This window comes from Anaeromyxobacter soli (assembly GCF_022808855.1).
GTDB classification, from domain to species: Bacteria; Myxococcota; Myxococcia; order Myxococcales; family Anaeromyxobacteraceae; genus Anaeromyxobacter; species Anaeromyxobacter soli.
In genome coordinates this window covers 1-19,656 of sequence record NZ_JAKZLF010000057.1, presented here as the reverse complement: position 1 = coordinate 19,656, position 19,656 = coordinate 1, and the positions used below count along the sequence as shown (strand labels likewise).

The following is a 19,656-nucleotide window of genomic DNA, read 5'->3' as shown; positions in this document are numbered from 1 at the left end:
GCGCGGCCCTTCGTCGCGCAGTACTTCGTGATGGCGGCCGTCAGCGTCGTCTTGCCGTGGTCGACGTGACCGATCGTCCCCACGTTCACGTGCGGCTTGCTGCGCTCGAACTTCTCCTTGCCCATGATTCGCTCCTGCTGTGGGTGCCGTTGGCGCGAGCAGCCTCCGATGCGCGCCGTCTGAGATTGGAGCCCTCGTCCAGGATTGAACTGGAGACCTCGTCCTTACCAAGGACGCGCTCTACCGACTGAGCTACGAGGGCAACCTGAATTCGTCGATCCGACCTCTCACTGGAGCGGGAAACGGGATTCGAACCCGCGACATTCAGCTTGGAAGGCTGACGCTCTACCAACTGAGCTATTCCCGCAAGGTTTTTGGCGAATCCCTTCTCGAGAGGATGACTGACTGTGGAGGGGGGTGGATTCGAACCACCGAAGGCGTAAGCCGGCAGATTTACAGTCTGCTCCCTTTGGCCGCTCGGGAACCCCTCCAGAAACCACCGTGTTTCACCTCGCGTCGACCCCACTGCTCCTGGAGCTGGCGGTGGGATTCGAACCCGCGACCTGCTGCTTACAAGGCAGCTGCTCTACCGACTGAGCTACGCCAGCAAGATCCTTCCGGAACTCGCCGCGGTTCGCCGGTGCGCTCCTGCCGGCGATCCGCCCCGTGCTGCGTGGAGCGGTGCCTTTTAGATGACCTCCCAGGGCTTGTCAAGGCCGCATGTCGCTGGACGAAACGAGCAGCTACCCGCCCCGCTGGCGCGCGGTCTCGTAGAGCGCGACGGCCGCCGACGCCGAGACCGAGAGGCTGTCCAGGTCCCCCGACATGGGGATCCGCGCGGCGTGGTCGCAGGTCTTGCGGACGAGCGGCCGGAGCCCCTCCCCCTCGCTGCCCAGCACGAGGGCGATCGGACCTCTCAGATCGAGCTCCGCGAGCGGTCGTTCGCCGTCGGCCGCGAGGGCGACCGACCAGACGCCCTCCTGCTGGAGCGACTCGATGGTCTTGGCCACGTTCGTGACACGCGCGACCGGGCAACGTTCCACCGCACCCGCCGAGGTCTTCGCGACCACCGGCGTCACGCCGACGGCGCGGTCCTTCGGGATCACGACGCCATGTGCGCCGAGGGCATGAGCGGAGCGGATGATCGCACCGAGGTTGTGGGGATCCTCGACGCCGTCGAGCACGACGAGGAGCGGCGCGCGCCCGCTCGCCCTCGCCGCCGCGAGGATGTCCTCGAGCGTGGCGTACTGGAAGTCGGCCACGACGGCGACCACTCCCTGGTGGCGGTCGCTGCCGGCGAGCCGGTCCAGCTTCGGCCGGGGAGCGGTCCGCACCTTCGCACCGGCCGCGCGGCCGAGCCGCTCGAGCTCGGCGAAGGCGGCGCCGCGCGAGCCACCCTCGGCGAGCCAGAGCTCCGAGAGCCCCTCCCCTCCGGCGCGCAGCACCTCCCGCACCGGGTTCAGGCCGTAGACGACGCGCATGGGCGGGCGCTCCCGGGGCGCACGCCGGCGCTCGGCCGGCGGACGCGCCGGGTCCTCACTTCACGTTCACGGCGACGGCGACGTCGCGGGTCTGCTTCACGCACCACTGAGCGGAGCAGATGAAGAAGTCGAGCTTCGCCTTCGCCTCCTGCTTGCCGGCGGCGCTCGCGACGAAGGGGACCTCGAAGCGGGGCGCCTCGGCCTTGGGGTCCTGGGCGTCCTTGTGACCGAGGGAGGTCTTCGCGAGCGTGAGCCCCCGCGCCTCGAGCGTGATCTTGAGCGGCGCCTGCGGGTGGACGTGCACCTTCTCGAGCGGGACGATGGCGAGGACGAGCGTCCCCTTCCCGCCGGCCTTCACGTCGGTGGTCGAGCCCTGCGTGTCGATGCGATAGCTCCTGGCCGCGTCGGCCGCGGGATCCGCGGCGCGGGCGAGCGGAGCGGCGGCGACGAGGACGACTGCGACGAGGGCGCGGATCATGCGGGCTCCTTGCGGGATGCGACCGCTCTCATACCAGGGACGGCAGGCAGCGGCCATGCATTCAAGCCGGCGCTCACACGGCGCGGCCGCGCACCGCGCGGCGCGGCGCCCGCTCCCGGGGTGCGGGGCGACGCGTCGCGGCGGCGAGCGCGACGGCGCGGTCGACGATCTTACCGGCCGCGTCCACGCCGCAGGCCGTCTCCGCCTCCTTGATCGAGGGCGAGCTGTTCACCTCGAACACGCGCGGCACGCCCTTCGCCTCGAGCATGTCCACGGCGCAGACCTCGAGCTTCAGCACCCTCGCCGCCTCCACCGCCGTCCGCGCGTACGCGGGCGGGAGCTCCACCGGCTCGAACCGCGCGCCGCGCCGCAGGCTCCGGGCGAGCCGCCCGACCGGCGGGCTCCGCCGCATCGTCGCGACCACCTCGCCCCCCACGACGAGCACGCGCAGGTCGCGCCCCTTGGCGCCGCGGAGGTACTGCTGCACGACGATGTTCTGGCCGAGGCCGAGGATCGCCTCGAGCGCCGCCTCGAGCGACTGCATGCTCTCGCAGATCATGACGCCGCTCTTCTCGTTGACCGAGAGGAGCTTCACGAGCACGGGGACGCCGCCGACCACCCGCACCATCTCCTTGATGCCCGAGGGATCGCTCGCCATGACCGTGCGCGGCACCGGAACGCCGCTCGCGGCGAGGAGCTGCAGGCTGCGCATCTTGTTGCGGCTCGCCGCGATGCCCCAGGCGCCGTTCAGCGATGGGACGCCGAGGAGCTCGAGCTGGTTCACGACCGCGAGGCCGTACTGGTGGATGGAGAGGCCGATGCGCGGCACGACCACGTCCGTCGGGGGGAAGCGGCGGCGCCGCCAGTAGAGCGCCGGGGCGTCTCCCCCGAGCCCCATCTGCACGTCGAGGGGGTCGACCACGCGCGTCGAGAGCCCGCGCGCGCGCGCGGCCTCGACGATCCGGCGGGTGGTGTAGATGGCGGTCGAGCGGGAGAGGACGGTGAGGTGCACGGCGCGGATGGTAAGGCAGCGGCGCGGGCGGCGCACGATCCCGGGCCCGCGGAGTCGCGATCTCGCTCCTTTCGCCCTCGGCGCACGGAGCGGCCGCCGCGGCCTCGCCGCGCCCGGTGCGCCTCGCGCCGCCTCGTCCCCCGGAACGAGGAGCGGGGCCGCCCGCGCGAGCGGACGGCCCCGTGATGACGCTCGGCCCCGTGATGACGCTCGGCCCCGCGGGAGCCGGACCCGCCGTCAGACCTGCTTGAACTCGGCGTCGACGACGTTGTCCTTCTGCTTCTCCTCGCCGGCCGGCGCGCCCTCCTGCGGGCCGGCGCCACCGGGCGCGGCCCCCGGGCCGGCGGTCTTGTAGAGCTCCTCCGCCGCCTTGTGGCTCGCGCGCTCGAGGCGATCCATCGCCGCCTTCACCTCGTCGGCGCTGCCCTTCTCGCGGACCTTGTGGACCTCCCCGACGGCGTCCTCGACCTCCTTGACGACGTCGGCCGGGAGCTTGTCCTTGTTGTCCTTGAGCAGCTTCTCCATCTGGTAGGCGAGGTTCTCGGCGCGGTTGCGCTGCTCGATCTCCTCGCGGCGCTTCTTGTCCTCCGCCTCGTGCGAGTGGGCGTCGGCGACCATCTTCTCCACCTCGTCCTTCGCGAGGCCCGAGGAGTGGCTGATGGTGATCTTCGTCTCCTTGCCGGTGCCCTTGTCCTTGGCGGAGACGTTGAGGATGCCGTTCGCGTCGATGTCGAACGTCACCTCGATCTGAGGCATGCCGCGCGGCGCCGGGGGGATGCCCTCGAGGTGGAAGCGCCCGAGGGTGCGGTTGTCCCGCGCCATCTCGCGCTCGCCCTGGAGCACGTGGATCTCGACCGAGGTCTGGCTGTCGGAGGCGGTGGAGAACACCTCGGAGCGCTTCGCCGGGATGGTCGTGTTCCGCTCGATGAGGCGCGTCATCACGCCGCCGAGCGTCTCGACGCCGAGCGAGAGCGGCGTGACGTCGAGCAGCAGGATGTCCTTCACCTCGCCGGAGAGGACGCCCGCCTGCACCGCGGCGCCGATGGCGACGACCTCGTCCGGGTTCACGGACCGGTTCGGATCCTTGCCGAAGAGCTTCTTCACCCGCTCGGTGATGGCGGGCATGCGGGTCTGGCCGCCGACGAGGACCACCTCGTCGATCTGCTCGGGCGAGAGCTTCGCGTCGGCGAGGGCCTTGCGGGTCGGCTCGACCGAGCGCTCGATGAGATCCTCGACCATCTGCTCGAGCTTGGCGCGCGAGAGCTTGATGGACAGGTGCTTCGGGCCCGTCTGGTCGGCGGTGAGGAACGGCAGGTTGATCTCGGTCTCCATCATCGAGGAGAGCTCGATCTTCGCCTTCTCCGCCGCCTCCTTCAGGCGCTGGAGCACCATCTTGTCCTTCGACACGTCGATGCCGGTGTCCTTGCGGAACTCGGCGATGAGCCAGTCGATGACCTTCTGGTCGAGGTTGTCGCCGCCGAGGTGGGTGTCGCCGTTCGTGGCGAGCACCTCGACGACGTTCTCGCCGACCTCGAGGATCGAGATGTCGAAGGTGCCGCCGCCGAAGTCGTAGACGGCGATCTTCTCGTTCTTCTTGCGGTCGAGGCCGTAGGCGAGCGCGGCGGCGGTGGGCTCGTTCACGATGCGCCGGACGTTCAGCCCGGCGATCTCGCCCGCGTCCTTGGTGGCCTGGCGCTGGGAGTCGTTGAAGTAGGCCGGGACGGTGATGACGGCGTCCGTCACCTTCTCGCCGAGGTAGTTCTCCGCGGCCCGCTTCAGCTTGAGGAGCACCTGGGCGCTGATCTCGGGCGGCGAGTACTGCTTCGCGTCGACCTGGATGCGCGCGTCGCCGTTCGGCCCCTCCACCACGTGGTACGGGACGCGCTTCATCTCGTCCTGCACCTCGGAGAACCGGCGCCCCATGAACCGCTTGATGGAGTAGACGGTCTTCTCCGGGTTCGTGATCGCCTGGCGCTTCGCCACCTGGCCGACGAGCCGCTCCCCTTCCTTCGTATAGGCGACCACGCTCGGGGTGAGGCGGGAGCCTTCCTCGTTGGTGATGACGACGGCGTCCTTGCCTTCCATCACTGCGACGACGGAGTTCGTCGTGCCGAGGTCGATGCCGATGATCTTGGCCATGCTCTGAGAGTCCTCCTGGACGGGGGGCAACGTAAGGCCGCGAACCTCCCTGTCAAACGGCGCTCCCGGCGATTTTGGTGCGTAGCCCGCTACGCGGTCCGCCACCTGGGCGACGCGCCGCGCGGCCCCCCTGGGCGAGGCCAGGCGAGCCGCAAGTCCCCGTTTTGCCGGAGATTCGCGGCGGTGACGCGGCGTGGCACCGCGCTTGCTCGAAATCGCGACATCCGCGTCACATCCTCGCCGGGGTCACGATGCTTCGAATGGTCAGCGCCGAGCGGTACCCGTTCCTCCCCGAGTACCCGGTCGCCGAGCCGGGCGCCGAGGTCGCGGTCCTGCTCAACGCCAACGCGAAGCAGGTGAACGCCGAGGTCCGGCGCGCCCTGTCGCGCGTCGTCCCTGGCGAGCACCTCTACCTGTCCCGCAGCCAGGACGAGGCCGTCGAGATCGCCGAGGAGGTGGTCGCGCGGCGCTACGCGACCGTCTTCACGGGCGGCGGGGACGGGACGTTCGTCGCGTGGGTGAACCGCATCCTCGAGAGCGCCGAGCGGCGCGCGGCCCGCCCGCCGCGCTTCGGCGTGCTGGCGCTCGGGACCGGCAACGCCGTCGCCGAGATGGTGGGCGCGACGCCGCGGCGGCACGCCCAGGATCTCGCGCGCTTCCTGCGCGGCGACATCGGCGGCGTACGCCGCCTCGACCTGCTCACCTGCGCCGGCCGCCGTACCCCGTTCGCGGGCGTGGGCGTCGACGCCGCGGTGGTGAACGACTACTACTGGATCCGCGATCGCCTGGCGGGCACCCCGCTCCGGAAGCTCGGGCTCGGCGCGTCGGGCTACGGCCTCGCGGTGGCGCTCCGCTCCGCGCCCCGCTACCTGCTCGAGCGCCGCCCGGCGTACTGCGAGATCGTGAACGCCGGCCGCGCCGCCTGGCGGCTCGACGCCCGGGGCGAGCGCATCGGCCGCCCCATCGCGCACGGCGAGCTCCTCCACGCGGGCCCCTGCATGATGGCGGCCGCGAGCACCGTCCCCTACTACGGCCTGGGGCTGCGGGCGTTCCCCTACGCCGACCGCGCGCCGGGCATGATGCAGCTCCGGGTCGCGACCTCGATCGGCGTCCCGACCGTGCTCATGAACCTGCCGAGCATCTGGTCCGGCGAGTTCGCGCACGCGGGCCTGCTCGACTTCCACGCGGATCGGGTGGCGCTGCGGTTCGAGCGGCCGATGCCGCTCCAGGTCGGCGGCGACGCCGAGGGCTGGCGCGACGAGCTCACCTTCGGCATGGCGGCGAACCCGGTCGAGATCGTCGACTTCGGCCCGCGCGCGGCCGCCTGAGCCGCTCGCCGCCAGGGCGGCGGCGGCGTCACCGCGCCGGCTGGAGCGGCAGGCGGACCGTGAACACCGACCCCTCGCCGAGCCGGCTCTCGACGGCGATCGTCCCGCCGTGCGCCTCGACGATGCGCCGCGTGATGTAGAGCCCGAGCCCGAGCCCGCCGTGCGCGCGCGAGTTCGTGCCCTTGTGGTAGCGCTCGAAGACGCGGGAGAGATCCTCGGCGGCGATCCCGATGCCGTGGTCCTCCACGACGACCACCGCCTCGGCGGCGTCGCGCCCGAGCTCGACCGAGACCGGGCCCTGCCCGCCGTAGCGCACCGCGTTCGACACGAGGTTCGTGAGCACCTGGTCGAGCTTCAGCCGATCCCAGCTCCCCTCCAGCGCCGGCGCGACCCTGAGCTCGAGCCGCCGGCCGCCGCGCGCGAGCTCGTCCCTGAAGCGGCCCGCCACGTCGGAGACGAGCTCGCCAAGCTCGATCGGCTCGCGGTCCACCTCGAGGCGCCCGGCGTGGAGGCGCGTCACGTCGAGCAGGTTGGCGACGAGGCGGGTCATCCGGTCCACCTGCCGCGCGCACGTCGCGAGCCGCTCGAGGAGCGTGCCGCGGCGCGGTCCCTCCGGGAGCTCGGAGAGCCCGCGCTGCAGCGCCTTCATCTGGAGGTGCAGCGGTGTGAGGGGCGTGCGCAGCTCGTGGGACGCGATGGAGATGAACTCGTCGCGAACGCTCACCGCGTGCTGCGCGCTGCGGTGCACGAGGGCGTGGTCGAGGGCCTGCGCGGCGCGGCGCCCGAGCTCCTCCGCGAGGCGCAGCTCGCGCGCGGTGTCGCGGCGTGCGCCCGCCAGGAACCGGATGGACCCCACCACCCGGTCCCGGCCCCGGAGCGCCACCGAGACGAGCCGGATCGGTCGCTCGCCGAGGAGCCCGCGCGCGCGCTCCGCCGCCGCGGCCGGCAGGAGCGGCCGGAGGTCCTCGCAGACCTCGGCGTGCCCATCCTCCCTCGGCGGGGGAAGCGGGGCGTCGCGCACCAGCGCGCGGAGGGCCTCGATCCGTGCGGGATCGCGGTGCGCGACCGCCAGGATCGCGGGGAGATCGTCGACCGCCTCGACGTGGACGACCGCCGCGTCGGCGATGAACGGCACGCCGAGCCGGGCGGCCGTGTCCGCGGTGGTGGCGAGGTCGAGCGACTCCGCCAGGGCGGCCCCCGACCGATCGAGGAACTCGAGCGCCTCCTCGGCCAGGCGGGCGTCCGTGACGTCGACGGAGAAGCCGCGCACCTCGAAGCGCCCCTCCTCCTCGGCGGGGACGACCCGGAGGTCGGTCTCGAAGCGGAGCGTGCGCCCGTCCGCGTGGACGAGGCCGTGCTCGAGCGCGGCGCCCTCCTCGCCCGGCGAGAGGTCGCGGAGGGCGGCGAGCAGCCGGGCGCGGTCCTCCTGCGCCACGAGCGCATGCCAGGACTCCGGCCCGGCCGTCCACTGCTCGACGGGGTGGCCGATGATCGCCTCGGCGCTCGGGCTCACGAACGTGCAGGCGAGCGACTGGGGATCGATCGTCCAGACGATCGCGTGGCTGATCCCGTCGATGAGGCGCCGATACCGCTCCTGGGCGGCGCGCTCGCGCCGGAGGTTCCTGAGCTCGAGCTGCGCGACGGCGCGCTGCCGCTCGCGCTTCTCCTGCTCCGCGAGGAGCGCCGCCTGCCGGACGATCTCCTGCTTGGCCCGGTGAAGCTCCACGAAGGCGGCCACCTTGGCGCGGAGCACGTCCGGGTCGATGGGCTTCAGGAGGTAGTCGATGGCCCCCGCGTCGTAGCCGCGCGCCACGTAGCGCTGCTCCTCGCTCATGGCGGTGACGAACACGATCGGGATCGTCCGGGTCCGCTCGTTCGCGCGGACGAGGCGCGCCGTCTCGATGCCGTCGAGCTGCGGCATCTGCACGTCCATGAGGATGAGCGCGCAGTCCTCGTGCAGGAGGAAGCGCAGCGCGTCCGCGCCGGAGCGGGCCTTCACCAGCTCGTACGCGGGGTTGCGCAGCACCGACTCGATCGCGAGCAGGTTCTCGGCGCGATCGTCGACCACGAGGATCTTGACGGGCGGGGACGACGCCTGTGCGTCACGCCGCCCGGCGGATGCAGCGTCTTCTCGATCGCGGGGGTCTGCCGTCAGGGTGAGCTCGTTCGTCGAGGCCGACATCGTGGGTTCTGTGGAATCTAGTGCCCCGGCGCGCCATTCAATGACGAAACCGGTGGGGCGGGTGAGCGCCGACCGGTGGGGTACCAAGGATCAGGGGTCGAGGGGATGAACCATCATGGGGGCCGGAAGGTTCCCGACGCGTAGATGGTTCGCGGCCCATGGGATGCTCGAGGGCTCCTTTCGCGCGCTTCCCGACAGGACGACACACACATGCCGAAGAACACGACCACCCGCTCGCACCCCCGGCCTCGCCGTCGCGCCGACGACGGCCTCCAGGATCGGCTCCCAGCGGAGCGCCCAGGCGCACCCCTCGACGGCGCGCGGGGATCGCGCGCGAGGGCGCTCCAGGGGGGCGCCCTCGATGCGCGGGGGATCGTGCGGGGGAAGAGCGCCGCGGCGCCCGCGCGCTCGCCACGGGATGGGGCGGTCGCCCGCCCGGCAGCAGGGCGCCCGCGTGACGACGGCGGCGTGCGGAGCGAGGAGCTCACCGAGTGGGACCTCCTCTCGCGCGCGAGCCAGGACGAGGTCGAGCAGCTCGTCGACGTGCTGAAGGCCGTCAAGGCGGGCGACTTCTCCGTACGCCTCCCGTACCGCCGCGAGGGGATCCTCTCGCGCGCGGGCGAGGTCCTGAACGACATCCTGCAGCTCAACGAGCACGTCTCGAGCGAGCTCCTGCGCGTCGCGAAGATCGTCGGGCAGGAGGGCAAGATGACGGAGCGCGCGTCCGTCGGTCCGGCGAAGGGCGCCTGGGCCGCCGGCATGAGCGCGGTGAACCAGCTCATCGGCGACCTCGTCGCGCCGACCAACGAGGTCGCGCGCGTCATCACCGCCGTCGCGAAGGGCGACCTGTCGCAGAAGATGTCGCTCGACATCGAGGGCCGGCCCGTCCGCGGGGAGTTCCTCCGCATCGGCACGACGGTGAACTCGATGGTCGATCAGCTGAACTCGTTCGCGGCGGAGGTGACGCGCGTCGCGAAGGAGGTCGGCAACGAGGGGAAGCTGGGCGGCCAGGCCGACGTGAAGGGCGTCAGCGGCACCTGGAAGGACCTCACCGACAACGTGAACGGCCTCGCCGCCAACCTCACGGCGCAGGTCCGCAACATCGCCAAGGTCACGACCGCCGTCGCGCAGGGCGACCTCTCCCAGAAGATCACCGTCGACGCGAAGGGCGAGATCCTCGAGCTCAAGAACACCATCAACGTGATGGTGGACCAGCTCCAGTCGTTCGCCGCGGAGGTGACGCGCGTCGCGAAGGAGGTCGGCAACGAGGGGAAGCTCGGCGGCCAGGCCGACGTGAAGGGCGTCAGCGGCACCTGGAAGGACCTCACCGACAACGTGAACGGCCTCGCCGCGAACCTCACGGCGCAGGTCCGCAACATCGCCAAGGTCACGACCGCCGTCGCGAACGGCGACCTCTCCCAGAAGATCACCGTGGACGCCCGCGGCGAGATCTACGAGCTCAAGAACACCATCAACACGATGGTGGACACGCTCCGCTCGTTCGCCGCGGAGGTGACCCGCGTCGCGAAGGAGGTCGGCACGGAGGGCAAGCTGGGCGGCCAGGCCGACGTGAAGGGCGTCGCCGGCACCTGGAAGGACCTCACCGACAACGTCAACACGATGGCGTCGAACCTGACCGTCCAGCTGCGCGACGTGTCCAAGGTCGCGATCGCCATCGCCCACGGCGACCTGACGCAGAAGATCACGGTCGACGTGAAGGGCGAGATCCTCCAGATCAAGGACGTCATCAACAAGATGGTGGACCAGCTGAACTCGTTCGCCGCGGAGGTGACCCGCGTCGCGAAGGAGGTCGGCACGGAGGGCAAGCTCGGCGGCCAGGCCAACGTCCGCGGCGTGTCGGGGACCTGGAAGGACCTCACCGACAACGTGAACGCGATGGCGTCGAACCTGACCGTCCAGCTGCGCGACGTGTCCAAGGTGGCGACCGCGATCGCGAACGGCGACCTCGGGCAGAAGATCACGGTCGACGTGAAGGGCGAGATCCTCCAGATCAAGGACGTCTTCAACAAGATGGTGGACCAGCTGAACTCGTTCGCCGCGGAGGTCACCCGCGTCGCGCGCGAGGTCGGCACGGAGGGCAAGCTCGGCGGCCAGGCCGAGGTCCGCGGCGTCAGCGGCACCTGGAAGGACCTCACCGACAACGTGAACGGCCTCGCCGCGAACCTCACGGCGCAGGTCCGCAACATCGCCAAGGTCACGACCGCCGTCGCGAACGGCGACCTGTCGCAGAAGATCACCGTCGACGCCCGCGGCGAGATCTTCGAGCTCAAGACCACGATCAACACCATGGTCGATCAGCTCCGCTCGTTCGCCGCGGAGGTGACCCGCGTCGCGAAGGAGGTCGGCACGGAGGGCAAGCTCGGCGGCCAGGCCGAGGTCCGCGGCGTCAGCGGCACCTGGAAGGACCTCACCGACAACGTGAACGGCCTCGCCGCGAACCTCACGGCGCAGGTCCGCAACATCGCCAAGGTCACGACCGCCGTCGCCCGCGGCGACCTCTCCCAGAAGATCACCGTCGAGGCGAAGGGCGAGATCCTCGAGCTCAAGAACACCATCAACGTGATGGTGGACCAGCTGAACTCGTTCGCCGCCGAGGTGACCCGCGTCGCGAAGGAGGTCGGCACGGAGGGCAAGCTCGGCGGCCAGGCCGACGTGAAGGGCGTCAGCGGCACGTGGAAGGACCTCACCGACAACGTGAACGGCCTCGCCGCGAACCTCACGACGCAGGTCCGCAACATCGCCAAGGTCACGACCGCCGTCGCCCGCGGCGACCTCTCCCAGAAGATCACCGTCGAGGCGAAGGGCGAGATCCTCGAGCTCAAGAACACCATCAACGTGATGGTGGACCAGCTGAACTCGTTCGCCGCCGAGGTGACCCGCGTCGCGAAGGAGGTCGGCACGGAGGGCAAGCTCGGCGGCCAGGCCGAGGTCCGCGGCGTGAGCGGCACCTGGAAGGACCTCACCGACAACGTGAACGCGATGGCCTCCAACCTGACCGTCCAGCTGCGCGACGTGTCCAAGGTGGCGACCGCGATCGCGAACGGCGACCTGACGCAGAAGATCACGGTCGACGTGAAGGGCGAGATCCTCCAGATCAAGGACGTCATCAACAAGATGGTGGACCAGCTGAACTCGTTCGCCGCCGAGGTGACCCGCGTCGCGCGCGAGGTCGGCACGGAGGGGAAGCTCGGCGGTCAGGCCAACGTGCGAGGCGTGTCCGGCACGTGGAAGGACCTCACCGACAACGTGAACTTCATGGCGTCGAACCTCACGACGCAGGTGCGCGGCATCATCAAGGTCGTGACCGCGATCGCGAACGGCGACCTGTCGCAGAAGTTCGTCCTGGAGGCGAAGGGCGAGGTCGCGGCGCTCGCCGAGACCATCAACTCCATGACCGACACGCTGCGCACCTTCGCGGATCAGGTGTCGACGGTGGCGCGCGAGGTCGGCGTGGAGGGCAAGCTGGGCGCGCAGGCCCGGGTGCCCGGCGTCGCCGGCACCTGGAAGGACCTCACCGACAACGTGAACTTCATGGCGTCGAACCTCACGACGCAGGTGCGCGGCATCGTCAAGGTCGTCACCGCCGTCGCGAACGGCGACCTGTCGCAGAAGTTCGTGCTGGAGGCCAAGGGCGAGGTCGCGGCGCTCGCCGAGACCATCAACTCGATGACCGACACGCTCCGCATCTTCGCGGACGAGGTGACGGGCGTCGCGCGCGAGGTCGGCATCGAGGGGAAGCTCGGCGGCCAGGCCAAGGTGCCCGGCGCCGCCGGCACCTGGCGCGACCTCACCGACAACGTGAACCAGCTCGCCGGCAACCTGACGTCCCAGGTGCGCGCCATCGCGGAGGTCTCGACCGCGGTGACGAAGGGGGACCTCACCCGGTCGATCACGGTCGAGGCCCAGGGCGAGGTGGCCGCCCTGAAGGACAACATCAACCAGATGATCTCCACCCTCAAGGAGACCACGCAGAAGAACACCGAGCAGGACTGGCTGAAGACGAACCTCGCGAACTTCTCCAACATGATGCAGGGGCAGCGGAACATCGTGTCCGTGGCCCAGGCGATCGTGTCGAAGCTCACGCCGCTCGTGAACGCCTCGCACGGCGCCTTCTTCCTCATGGAGCGCGACGAGGCGAAGGGCGAGCCGCTCCTGAACCTCATCGCGAGCTACGGCTTCGGCGGGCGGAAGGCCCTCGCGTCCTCGTACCGCCTGCGCGAGACGCTCATCGGGCAGTGCGCGTTCGAGAAGAAGCGCATCCTCCTCAGGCGCGTCCCGCGGGACTTCATCTACATCGCGACGGGGATGGGCGAGGCGCCGCCGCGCTGCGTGGTGGTCCTGCCGGTCCTCTTCGAGGGCGAGACGAAGGCGGTGATCGAGCTCGCCGCGTTCGAGGAGTTCAGCCCGAACCACCTCGCCTTCTTCGATCAGCTGATGGAGAACATCGGCGTCATCCTCAACATGATCGGCTCGAGCATGCGCACCGAGGAGCTGCTGCAGGAGCTCAAGCGGTCCAACGCGGAGCTCGAGGCGCAGGCGGGGGAGCTGAACGAGAAGGCGAAGCTGCTCGAGCAGAAGAACAGCGAGGTCGAGCTCGCGAGCCGCAGCCTGGAGGAGAAGGCCGAGCAGCTCCAGCTCATCTCCAAGTACAAGTCGGAGTTCCTCGCGAACATGTCGCACGAGCTCCGCACGCCGCTCAACAGCCTGCTCATCCTCTCGAAGATGCTCGCCGAGAACAAGGAAGGGAACCTCACGCCGGAGCAGGTGAAGTTCGCGAGCACGGTGTACACGTCGGGCAACGAGCTGCTCGGGCTCATCAACGAGATCCTCGATCTCTCCAAGGTCGAGGCGGGCAAGATGCAGATCGACGCCCGCGAGTCGCGCGTCGAGACGGTCCGCGAGTACCTCGAGCAGAACTTCCGGCACGTCGCCGAGCAGAAGGCGCTCACCTTCTCCGTCACGGTCGATCCCGCCCTGCCGCGGACGATCTTCACGGACGTGACGCGCCTGCAGCAGATCCTGAAGAACCTGCTCTCGAACGCGGTGAAGTTCACCTCGCGGGGGTCGGTCACCGTCACCCTGAGCGCGCCGGGCCCCGAGGTCGCCGGCGAGGCGATCGCCTTCGCCGTCTCGGACACGGGCATCGGCATCCCCAAGGAGAAGCAGAAGCTCATCTTCGAGGCCTTCCAGCAGGCGGACGGCACCACGAGCCGCAAGTACGGCGGCACGGGGCTCGGCCTCACCATCAGCCGGGAGATCGCGCGGCTCCTGGGGGGGACGATCCAGGTCGAGAGCGAGCCGGGCGTCGGCAGCACCTTCACGCTCGTCCTGCCGGTGCGCTACGCGGGGGCGGACGCGGCGCCGCGGCCGCCGGTGAGCGTGGAGGAGGACCTCAACGTGAACCCCCTGCCGCCCGAGGCCGACTTCTCCGGCCGGACGGTGCTCCTCGCGGACGACGACATCCGGAACGTGTTCGCGATCAACAGCGTGCTCGAGGCCCGCCGGATGCGCGTCATCCACGCCGAGAACGGGCGCGAGGCGATCCGCCTCCTCGGCGAGAACCCCGCGGTGGATCTCGTCCTCATGGACACGATGATGCCGGAGATGGACGGGCTCACCGCCATCCAGGAGATCCGGAAGGTGGCGCAGCACCGCGATCTGCCCATCATCTCGCTCACCGCGAAGGCCATGAAGGGCGACCGGGAGAAGGCGATCGAGGCGGGGGCCTCCGACTACGTGGCGAAGCCCGTGGACCCCGACCGCCTGCTCGCGGTGATGCACGGCTGGCTCCGGCGGGGGGACGCGTGACGAAGACCGTGAAGAAGCCCCTCTCCCCGCTCGTCGCGGCCGCGACGGCGCTCGAGGCGGAGCTCGAGCGCATCGCGAGCGTCGCCCGCGAGGCGCAGCGGCTGCCGCTCGACTCGCAGCGGAACGTGGAGCGCACGGCGGAGAAGCTCGCCGAGCTCGGCGCGGTGGACGCGAAGCTCGGACCGCTCGTGCAGGAGCTCATGAGCGCGGTGAGCGCGCTCGTGCAGGGCCAGCACGATCAGGCGGTGGCGCTCGCCGCGCGGGCCGAGGAGGTCCGCGCTCGCCGCGAGGTGCTGCGCGAGCTCCTCGGCCGCTACGCCGGCCTCGGCCGCGACGCCCAGGAGCTGAACGCGATGGTCCAGGCGTTCGCGAGCGGCGCGCAGCCGGGCGCGGGCGGCGCCGAGCCCCCCTCGTTCGACGCGGTCCGCGAGACCATGACGCGCCTCATCGGCGACGCCGAGGCCGTGGCGCGCGCCTCGGTGGAGCAGGGGTTCGAGGACCTCTCGCGCCAGGCGGACGGCCTGCGCCAGCAGCTGCTCTCGGCCCGGAACAAGCTGAACCTGCTCGACGCGCGCGCGGAGCGGGCGGGCCCGCCGCAGTGACGGCGCCGCGGCGCCGCGCTCACAGGTAGTAAACGACCCGCTCGTCCTCCCAGAGGATCTGGTAGACCGCGCGCCGCTGCTCCTCGGAGTCCAGGCGAACGGCGACCGAGACGGAGTGGTACTTGCCGCCCGCGCTCGCGCGGACGCGCACGCCCTCCGGCGGCGCGTCGGCGACGATCCGCGCCACCAGGCGGCGCGCGTACTCCGCGAAGTCGTCGGCGGCGTGCCCCATGATCTTGAAGGTGTAGTCGAGCGGGTAGTCGAGCGCCGGCGCCGGCACGTCCCGCGTTCCTGAGCCGTCCTGCATGCCCGTAGCCTAGCGAGCGGCGGACGCCGAGGCCACCCGGGACGAATGCGCCGGCGCGCGTCCGGCGAGCGGCTCGCCAGGCAGGCTCGCGGAGGGCGCGGCGAGCGGCCTCGTCACAGCAAGTTCGCCGCGAGCTCCGCGAGCGGGCTCCGCTCGCCCTTCGACATCGTGATGTGCCCGGCGAGACGCTCGCTCTTGAACCGGTTCACCACGTGGATGAGGCCGTTGTTCGTCTGATCGACGTACGGGTTGTCGATCTGGTAGGGGTCGCCGGTGAGGACGATCTTCGTCCCGTCGCCCACGCGCGTGATGATCGTCTTCACCTCGTGCGGGGTCAGGTTCTGCGCCTCGTCGACGATGATGAACTGGTTCGGGATCGATCGGCCGCGGATGTAGGTGAGCGGCTCGATCTCCAGGATCCCGAGATCGAGGAGCTCGTGGTAGCCGCGGCCGGCCTTCTTCTCCGAGCGCGACAGGTTCATGAGGTACTCGACGTTGTCGAAGATCGGCTGCATCCAGGGGTTCAGCTTCTCCTCGACCGAGCCCGGCAGGTAGCCGATGTCCCGCCCGAGCGGGAAGATGGGCCGCGACACGAGGAGCTTCTGGTAGACGCCGTCCTCCATCGTCTTCTGCAGCCCCGCCGCGATGGCGAGCAGCGTCTTGCCGGTGCCCGCCTTCCCGACGATGGTCACGAGCCGGATGTCGTCGTTGAGGAGCAGATCGAGGGCGAAGGACTGCTCCTTGTTGCGCGGGCGGATCCCCCAGACGCCCTCCTTCGGCGTCTTGATGAGCTGCACGAACGCCTGCCGCGGGGCGCTGTACTTGCCGACCGCGGAGTGCTGGGGGTTCGCGCGATCCCGCAGGACGACGAACTCGTTCGGCGGAGGCGGGTCCCCCTCCGGCTGCCACGCGAGCGCGCCGTCGCCGTAGAACTCGTTCACGGCCTCCGACGACACCTCCACGTCGGCGACGCCGCTCCACAGCTCGTCGAGCTCGACCCCCTCGACGTCGTAGTCCTCAGCGTGGAGCCCGAGCGCGTCCGCGCGGATCCGGAGGTTCGTGTCCTTGGTGACGAACACGGTGGGGACGCCGCGATCGCGGTCGAGCAGCTCGAGGGCGACGGCGAGGATCTTGTCGTCGACCGAGTGCCCGTCGACGGCCACCGTGGGCGGCAGCTTCCGCTCGGCGACGAGCACGCGGATGTGTCCCTTGCCGTCGCCGATCGACACGCCCTCGCGCAGCTTCCCCTGCACGCGGAACTCGTCGAGGTACCGGGACACCTGGCGCGCGTTGCGGCCGAGCGTCGAGAGATCGCGCTTGAAGTTGTCGATCTCCTCGATGACGTAGATCGGGATGATGACGTCGTTGTCGCCGAACCCGAAGATGCTGCGCGGATCGTGGAGCAGGACGTTGGTGTCGAGGACGAAGTTCTTTTTCAAGCCTGGCCGGCCCCCCGCGGCATCCGCCTCGCGCCGCAGCGGCAGTGTAACCCGGTGCGGGGTCGAGCGGCCACCGGTCGAGGGCGCCGCCGCTACCCCGCCGCGCGCCGGGGCGCACCGATCGCGGCGGCGAGGACGGTCTGGTTCCGGCCGTGGCGCTTCGCGTGGTAAAGGCACGCGTCCGCCCGCTCGACGAGCTCCGGCTTCTTCGCGCCGTCCTCGGGCCAGGTGGCCACGCCCAGCGACATCGTGACGCGCAGCGGGCCCTGCTCCGTCTGGAACGTCACGGCCGCGAGGCGCTCCCGGATCCGCTCGGCGATGACCCCTGCGCCGGGCCCGTCCGTCCCTGGCATGACGATCGCGAACTCCTCGCCGCCGTAGCGCGCCACCACGTCGGTCTGGCGCGCCTCGCCCGCGAGCACGCGCGCGACCCCGCGCAGCACCTCGTCGCCGACCGGGTGCCCGTAGGTGTCGTTCACCGACTTGAAGTGGTCGACGTCGCACAGCAGGAGCGACAGGCGCTGGCCGCCGCGGGCCGCGAGCGCGAGGTGCTCGTCGAGCCGCGCCTGGAACGTGCGGTGGTTCGTGAGCCCGGTGAGGCCGTCGGTGGTGGCGAGCCGCTCGGCCTCTTCGTAGAGGCGGGCGCGCAGGATGGACTGGGCCGCCGCCCCGCCCACCACCAGCAGCTGGTGCATCTTGTCCTTCGCCGGCGCGCGGTCGTCGCGCGGACCGCCGGCGAGCGCGACCGTGCCGAGGACCTCGTCGCCCACGCGGAGCGGCACGACCCGCACCCAGCCGACGCCCTTGAGCGGCGTGGACGCGTCGAGCAGCGTCTGGCGCGAGAAGTCCGCGCTCTGCGCCGGCAGGGGCGAGTTCACCTCGACCACCTTCTGGACGAGCCCGTCGCCCGGCCCGAACCGCTTGCCCTCGATCGCCTTCCAGCGCTCTCCGTGGACGGCCACGACGCGGTGCACGCGCCCCCCGTCGCTCCGCTCGACGAGCGTCGCCGCCGCGAAGGCGAGCGGCACGAGCTCACCCGCGACCTGGACGATCTCCCGGCACACGTCCTCGGGCTTCTGGGTGCGGTTCAGGCGCTCGATCGCCTCGTAGAACCGCTCCTTCTCGTCACGGGTGCTCTTGATGTCGACCATCACCCGCTCGGCCTCGAGCGCGCGGAAGATCTCCGCGCACAGCGTCTGGACGAGCTTCTCGTCCTCGTCGGAGAACGGGATGGGCTCGCTTCGGTCCGCGACGATCACGCCGCGCACGTGCCCGCCGCGGCGGTCGATGAGCGGCACGACCACGAGCGCGCCGGGCCGGGCCCCGTCCTCGTAGTAGGTCGCCACCTTGACCTCGCCGTGGAGCCGGATCGAGGTCCGGCGCACGATCGCCGCGCCGAGGGCGCCCTCGCGGGCCGAGACGGTGCGCGCGACGGAGTCGCTCGCGGTCCGGCACTCGCGGAGCTGGAGCCGCTCGCCCGCGTCGTCGACGAGGTACACCGCGCAGGTGCGGCTGCGGAGCGCGACCTCCGCGACCTCGAGCGCGCCGCGCATCGCGTTCTCGACCTCCAGCACCGAGGCCGCCGTCCAGCGCCCGTCGCCGTCGACCGCGGGCGCGGCCGTGCCGGAGGCCGTGAGCCGGAACTCGCGCGCGCGCTGCTCGAGCTCCTTCACCCGGCGCTCCACCGCCCGCTCCTCGGCGCGCCTCGACGAGCCCACCTGCGCCGCCAGCACCGCGTGGTAGAGCACCGCGAACAGCGTGACGAACCCGGCGCGCACGACGGCGGAGGGGAGCTCGTCGGCGTGACCCCCGCGCCCGAGCCACACGAGCAGCTCGAGCGCGACCGCCAGCACGACGAGCGCGAGCCCGATCTGCCGCGCCAGGAACGCGACCAGGAAGGCCATCACGAGGTAGATGAGCGGCTGGAGCGGCGAGTCCAGGTGACCGGCGCTCGCGGTCTGCGCCATCGCGTGGGCGGCCACGACGAAGAGCGCGCCGAGCTCGAGCTGCTCGCGCAAGGTCGCGGCCTCGCCGGCGGCGGCCCGGGCGGTGCGCCGCCACACGCCGGCCCCGAGGGCCAGGGCGAGCGCCGCCGTGCCGGCGGTCTGGGGCCAGCCCGGCGCGGCGGCGTCGAACGCGCCGAGCACGACGAGCGCCCCCGTGCCGACGGTCACCGCCGGAGTCAGGCTGCGCACCAGGAGGCGCCCGGCGCGGCGGCGGGCGGGCGCACCGAAGGTCCCCCCGTCGCTGAAGAGCGCCGCGTAGAGGCGAACGAGCAGTGGCCGCGGGCGCTGCAGCGCGAGCCGGCGCCGGACGGTCGGCGTGGCGCCGATGGGGGCTCGCTGCGCCGCGCCGGGCGGCGGGCCGGTCATGGCCCGGCCTCCCGGCCCTGGCCCACCCAGTAGACGCGCTCACCGGGCCGCACGAAGCGGAGCTCCTCGCGCGCGGCGCGCTCGAGCGCGGACGCGTCCGTGCGCAGCGCGTGGACCTCGCGCGCGAGCCGTGCGTTCTCGGCGGCGAGCCGCGCGTTCTCGTCCTCCATGCGCCTGGCGTCCGCGTCCAGCCGCACGTACCTGCGGATCCCGTCGGGATCGACGGCGGACACCGCCCCGAGCAGCGCGAGCGCGCCGACGAACGCCCTCCAACCCCAGAGTCGGCCGCGTCTCCCGGACATCCGCTCCGGACGCTAGCAGCGGCGGCCGCGCCGTCCAGAAATCGACCGGTAGCGCCCGGGGAGACGACCCGCCCCCACACATGTTCGAACGGGGGACTGCGTCCCCCGCCCCGCCGAGCGAAGCTCGACGGGGCCCCACCCCCTGCTCGGCGGGGCCCGTGAACCTGCGCGCCCGCGTTCGCGGG

The 19,656-nt window shown here is 71.3% G+C and carries 13 protein-coding genes and 4 tRNA genes; 3 read left to right on the top strand and 14 right to left on the bottom strand.

What is annotated here, in order from left to right; all coding sequences use genetic code 11:
* The 9 genes from MLV88_RS23050 to dnaK form a co-directional block, all read right to left on the bottom strand.
* Positions 1-125, bottom strand: a 125-nt coding sequence (locus MLV88_RS23050; protein WP_242356372.1) for a GTP-binding protein, incomplete at its 3' end; no start/stop codon positions are given.
* A 61-nt stretch (positions 126-186) separates the two neighbouring features.
* Positions 187-262, bottom strand: a tRNA-Thr gene (locus tag MLV88_RS23045).
* A 29-nt stretch (positions 263-291) separates the two neighbouring features.
* Positions 292-367: transfer RNA gene (locus MLV88_RS23040), tRNA-Gly, on the bottom strand.
* Positions 368-408: 41 nt separating this feature from the next.
* Positions 409-491 (bottom strand) — tRNA-Tyr (locus MLV88_RS23035).
* A 41-nt stretch (positions 492-532) separates the two neighbouring features.
* Positions 533-608 (bottom strand) — tRNA-Thr (locus MLV88_RS23030).
* A gap of 135 nt (positions 609-743) precedes the next feature.
* Positions 744-1,481 (bottom strand): 23S rRNA (guanosine(2251)-2'-O)-methyltransferase RlmB, encoded by a 738-nt coding sequence (gene rlmB, locus MLV88_RS23025; RefSeq protein WP_242356370.1) that lies wholly within the window; start codon positions 1,479-1,481, stop codon positions 744-746.
* A gap of 55 nt (positions 1,482-1,536) precedes the next feature.
* A complete protein-coding gene (locus MLV88_RS23020; RefSeq protein WP_242371465.1) occupies positions 1,537-1,959 on the bottom strand; it encodes a hypothetical protein in 423 nt (140 codons plus the stop codon).
* Positions 1,960-2,032: 73 nt separating this feature from the next.
* Complete coding sequence (locus tag MLV88_RS23015; protein ID WP_242356366.1) at positions 2,033-2,971, bottom strand: ATP-grasp domain-containing protein; 939 nt, start codon at positions 2,969-2,971, stop codon at positions 2,033-2,035.
* 237 nt (positions 2,972-3,208) lie between these two features.
* Entirely contained in the window at positions 3,209-5,110 is a 1,902-nt protein-coding gene (gene dnaK / locus MLV88_RS23010; protein WP_242356364.1) for a molecular chaperone DnaK, read from the bottom strand.
* 260 nt (positions 5,111-5,370) lie between these two features.
* Between dnaK and MLV88_RS23005 the strand changes: the two genes are divergently transcribed.
* Positions 5,371-6,438: a diacylglycerol/lipid kinase family protein gene (locus MLV88_RS23005; protein ID WP_242356362.1), complete on the top strand. Its 1,068-nt coding sequence runs from the start codon at positions 5,371-5,373 to the stop codon at positions 6,436-6,438.
* Positions 6,439-6,466: 28 nt separating this feature from the next.
* Here MLV88_RS23005 and MLV88_RS23000 read toward each other — a convergent pair whose 3' ends face one another.
* The gene (locus MLV88_RS23000) at positions 6,467-8,506 is read right to left on the bottom strand and encodes a hybrid sensor histidine kinase/response regulator (RefSeq protein WP_242361140.1); all 2,040 of its coding nucleotides are present in this window, start codon (positions 8,504-8,506) and stop codon (positions 6,467-6,469) included.
* A gap of 582 nt (positions 8,507-9,088) precedes the next feature.
* Here MLV88_RS23000 and MLV88_RS22995 point away from each other — a divergent pair.
* Positions 9,089-14,449: a HAMP domain-containing protein gene (locus MLV88_RS22995; protein WP_243338741.1), complete on the top strand. Its 5,361-nt coding sequence runs from the start codon at positions 9,089-9,091 to the stop codon at positions 14,447-14,449.
* An 8-nt stretch (positions 14,450-14,457) separates the two neighbouring features.
* Complete coding sequence (locus tag MLV88_RS22990; RefSeq protein WP_242356359.1) at positions 14,458-15,051, top strand: hypothetical protein; 594 nt, start codon at positions 14,458-14,460, stop codon at positions 15,049-15,051.
* A gap of 19 nt (positions 15,052-15,070) precedes the next feature.
* Here MLV88_RS22990 and MLV88_RS22985 read toward each other — a convergent pair whose 3' ends face one another.
* The 4 genes from MLV88_RS22985 to MLV88_RS22970 form a co-directional block, all read right to left on the bottom strand.
* Entirely contained in the window at positions 15,071-15,358 is a 288-nt protein-coding gene (locus tag MLV88_RS22985) for an HP0495 family protein (protein ID WP_242340515.1), read from the bottom strand.
* Positions 15,359-15,471: 113 nt separating this feature from the next.
* On the bottom strand, positions 15,472-16,797 hold the full coding sequence (locus tag MLV88_RS22980; RefSeq protein WP_242340514.1) for a PhoH family protein: 1,326 nt from the start codon (positions 16,795-16,797) through the stop codon (positions 15,472-15,474).
* 92 nt (positions 16,798-16,889) lie between these two features.
* Positions 16,890-19,169: a sensor domain-containing diguanylate cyclase gene (locus MLV88_RS22975; RefSeq protein ID WP_242361144.1), complete on the bottom strand. Its 2,280-nt coding sequence runs from the start codon at positions 19,167-19,169 to the stop codon at positions 16,890-16,892.
* Positions 19,166-19,471, bottom strand: a complete 306-nt coding sequence (locus MLV88_RS22970) for an FtsB family cell division protein (protein WP_242340512.1) — start codon at positions 19,469-19,471, stop codon at positions 19,166-19,168. The genes MLV88_RS22975 and MLV88_RS22970 overlap by 4 nt, the downstream gene beginning before the upstream one ends.
* Positions 19,472-19,656 lie beyond the last annotated feature (185 nt).

Bases quoted from the DNA above. Each gene is read 5' to 3' on its own strand.
- MLV88_RS23020 (WP_242371465.1), bottom strand. From the start codon at position 1,959: ATGATCCGCGCCCTCGTCGCAGTCGTCCTCGTCGCCGCCGCTCCGCTC.
- MLV88_RS22985 (WP_242340515.1), bottom strand. From the start codon at position 15,358: ATGCAGGACGGCTCAGGAACGCGGGACGTGCCGGCGCCGGCGCTCGAC.
- dnaK (WP_242356364.1), bottom strand. From the start codon at position 5,110: ATGGCCAAGATCATCGGCATCGACCTCGGCACGACGAACTCCGTCGTC.
- MLV88_RS22970 (WP_242340512.1), bottom strand. From the start codon at position 19,471: ATGTCCGGGAGACGCGGCCGACTCTGGGGTTGGAGGGCGTTCGTCGGC.
- rlmB (WP_242356370.1), bottom strand. From the start codon at position 1,481: ATGCGCGTCGTCTACGGCCTGAACCCGGTGCGGGAGGTGCTGCGCGCC.
- MLV88_RS22975 (WP_242361144.1), bottom strand. From the start codon at position 19,169: ATGACCGGCCCGCCGCCCGGCGCGGCGCAGCGAGCCCCCATCGGCGCC.
- MLV88_RS23005 (WP_242356362.1), top strand. From the start codon at position 5,371: ATGGTCAGCGCCGAGCGGTACCCGTTCCTCCCCGAGTACCCGGTCGCC.